Source organism: Streptococcus sp. GMD1S, assembly GCF_000296875.1.
Classification (GTDB): Bacteria; Bacillota; Bacilli; order Lactobacillales; family Streptococcaceae; genus Streptococcus.
Genome location: NZ_AJQY01000084.1, coordinates 1 through 2,751, shown reverse-complemented (window position 1 = coordinate 2,751; position 2,751 = coordinate 1). Strand labels below are relative to the sequence as shown.

The following is a 2,751-nucleotide window of genomic DNA, read 5'->3' as shown; positions in this document are numbered from 1 at the left end:
GTTGGAGACATGATTGCGAAGATTCAAGAAGCTCTCAGCAGTCTTGACAAGATGGGCCAAGCCCTTGGACATCAAGGTCGCCATACTAACTATGTGGACTTGGCTACTTACCAAGAGAGGATGGGAAGGATAATAGGGGAAGGACATGACTAAAAAAGATTTATTTTACAAGGATGTCGAAGGACGCATGGAAGAGTTAAAGCAAGGAGCGCTTAAGAAAGAAAAGCCTAGCCGAGGAGAAAAGATCAGTAAAACCTTCTCCATTTTACTCGGCATGCTCATCCTTCTTACCCTGATCTTTACATTATTAGGAATCTTGAGGTGAAATTGATGGAAGTTTTGATGATTATAGGAATAATCCTAGCCGTCGCCTTGATTGTCCTGGTTCTCATCCAACCTCGCCAAAGCCAACTCTTTTCCATGGATGCGACCAGCAATATCGGAAAACCAGGATACTGGCAGAACAACCGATTGGTAAAAATTGTAACCCTCTTGCTCAGTATAGCACTGTTTGTATTGCTCCTTATTTTTATGATAGTGACCTATCAGTAAGGATGCAGTTCCATTCGCAGATGAGGAATACTAAACACGAAAAAAAGATCCAAGCAAATCGGAGGATAAAATGGAAGAACTAATGAATGAAAAAATTATCGAAATCGTGCATCAAGCCAACGATATGATTCCAGTAGAGTGGGATGATTTGTATATTGTAATTGAAATGGACAAAACATGTAGTGGAGAAGTTTATTTTTATTTTAAATATAAGAATGAATATCACTATTATTTATACATTCCTAGAGATTTTGGTGTAGATAAATTCGAAATTTATAGTCAAACAGATCGATTGTTTGAGAAGTCGCAAGAATTAAAAAAAGTATTTGTTGAGAACGACTTGGCAGATTGGTATATTTGTATTATTCACTTAGATGAAAATAATAAATTATCAGTAGACTTCGATTATGCCCCATGGTTGGAAAGTGGTTATGGTCCAAGTGCTCGAATGGACTTGTTTGAATATAAATATCTCGGCAAGCAACCAGCTAATGAAAAAGAACTAGAACAGTTCAAGGCTATGGAAGCCTTCCAAAGAGAACATAATGGGAAATAGTTTGTTTGATAAAAGACCACCATTTAGGTGGTCTTTTGTGGTTTATCAAACGCTGGTCCATAAGGTTTATGGTATACTGGGATTGTAGAGCCAGCAAACTTTAAGAGGAGAATCAAATGAAATACGATAAAATTAAAATTGCACAGGAAATTGCAAGGGCTGTAGGGGGAGTTCCTCAAGCCTATACATTTAGAAATCACGATAACAAATTAGATTTATTCATTGGAGAGAATTGTCCGGATGATTATTTAACAACTGCAGCAACAATCGGTTTATCAGAATATACCATTTATCGTCGAATAAATGGTAAGCCTTTAAGAGTTGAAATCATTGGAGCAGCTGATGCGGAGCTGGAATATTTTCCAAATATTATAGCAGACTGTGGTTTTAATATTGTGAGGGGAGAGTACAGCATCTCTCCAGGTGCAGTCTATCCAAATATTATTAGAAATTACTATCCCAATGCGAAAGTAAATCATATATTCTTCACTCAGCCTTTCTTGTGGGATTTAGAATCTTTTGATTTTGATGAAGAGTATGTTACGTGGTTACAAGCTATCCCGATTACAGAAGCTGAGCTTCAATTTATAGAAAAGCATGGAGCCGAAGTGGGAGCACAGAAGTTAGAGGAATTGTTTGAAGAACATCAGATAGATGTTTATGATTTTATGAGACCTTCTGTAGTGTAATAAATTTTTTATCTTCGTCTAGGGGGTCGGAGGGGAGTTTTTCCTATTTTTAACCTCATCAATATCAGTTGTGAGTCCAACCTCGCTCCCAGTTGACATGCGACCTTCGTAATTGGAAATAAGGCACGAAATTGGAGAAAAGACCACCTTAATGGTGGTCTTTTCTGGTTTATCAAACGTTGGTCTATAGGTTTTATGGTATACTAGGTTTGTAGAGCCAGCAAACTTTAGTGACAACTTTACAAAAAGTGGTGCCCGTGTCCACAATGCATCTGATGATGTCGCTCGAGGCATGAAAGAAGCGGCAGAACAAGTCGGCAAGAAAGCAAGTAAAGAATTCCGCCAAGAAGCCAGCGAGCAGTTGGCTAAGCATAGTGATGATGTAGCGAGTACTTCTAAAGGAATTTCAAAAGAAGAATATAATTCTCTTCGCAAGAAAACACCAAGTCAAGAGATACGCGATCATGTCAATAATATTGATGGAGAAAAATTTGATCCAATTTATGGTTATCCAGTTGAAACCCTCGAAGCAGACCATATTGTCTCTATGAAAGAAATTACCGAAATGGATGGATTTGCTCCTCTATCTGATGTTGATAAGGTAGAGGTTTTGAATCTTGAGGATAATTTTATGGGATTAGGTAAACCTACCAATAGTTCCAAAGGGTCTAAAACTTGGAGTGATTGGCAGGGGCATTCCAAATTAGGAGATATTCCGGCTGAGATAAGAGAAAAAATGATAGCTTTGGAGCGTGAAGCTAGAACGAAGCTACAAAATGAAATTTTCAGGAGGTTGAAAAATGACGGAAGTGCTTGATACAAAAGTAGAGAAGAATGGTTTGATCTTTTACGGGACATTCTCTGAAGGTCTTTTTGAGGAATGGCTCAAAGTTGTGAATGTACTGCCCTCGAAGGAACGAATACAAGATGGCCTGCTAATACAAATCGGTTTCA

5 protein-coding genes are annotated in these 2,751 nt (G+C 38.1%); all 5 read left to right on the top strand.

Translation table 11 applies throughout. The annotated features are described in order from the left end of the window. Positions 1–145 precede the first annotated feature (145 nt). On the top strand, positions 146–325 hold the full coding sequence (gene asp4 / locus GMD1S_RS07050; protein ID WP_000161924.1) for an accessory Sec system protein Asp4: 180 nt from the start codon (positions 146–148) through the stop codon (positions 323–325). 5 nt (positions 326–330) lie between these two features. After that, positions 331–552, top strand: a complete 222-nt coding sequence (locus tag GMD1S_RS07045) for an accessory Sec system protein Asp5 (RefSeq protein WP_000453436.1) — start codon at positions 331–333, stop codon at positions 550–552. A 70-nt stretch (positions 553–622) separates the two neighbouring features. Further along, positions 623–1,108, top strand: coding sequence for an immunity protein YezG family protein (locus tag GMD1S_RS07040; RefSeq protein WP_000391898.1), 486 nt, complete (start codon positions 623–625; stop codon positions 1,106–1,108). 116 nt (positions 1,109–1,224) lie between these two features. Next, complete coding sequence (locus GMD1S_RS11790; protein ID WP_000872725.1) at positions 1,225–1,797, top strand: suppressor of fused domain protein; 573 nt, start codon at positions 1,225–1,227, stop codon at positions 1,795–1,797. A gap of 292 nt (positions 1,798–2,089) precedes the next feature. Then, the gene (locus tag GMD1S_RS07030; RefSeq protein ID WP_000656481.1) at positions 2,090–2,614 is read left to right on the top strand and encodes a hypothetical protein; all 525 of its coding nucleotides are present in this window, start codon (positions 2,090–2,092) and stop codon (positions 2,612–2,614) included. Positions 2,615–2,751: the final 137 nt, after the last annotated feature.

What these genes read in the sequence shown, in the direction of transcription:
- GMD1S_RS11790 (WP_000872725.1), top strand. Translation starts at nt 1,225, where the DNA reads ATGAAATACGATAAAATTAAAATTGCACAGGAAATTGCAAGGGCTGTA.
- GMD1S_RS07040 (WP_000391898.1), top strand. Translation starts at nt 623, where the DNA reads ATGGAAGAACTAATGAATGAAAAAATTATCGAAATCGTGCATCAAGCC.
- GMD1S_RS07030 (WP_000656481.1), top strand. Translation starts at nt 2,090, where the DNA reads ATGAAAGAAGCGGCAGAACAAGTCGGCAAGAAAGCAAGTAAAGAATTC.
- asp4 (WP_000161924.1), top strand. Translation starts at nt 146, where the DNA reads ATGACTAAAAAAGATTTATTTTACAAGGATGTCGAAGGACGCATGGAA.
- GMD1S_RS07045 (WP_000453436.1), top strand. Translation starts at nt 331, where the DNA reads ATGGAAGTTTTGATGATTATAGGAATAATCCTAGCCGTCGCCTTGATT.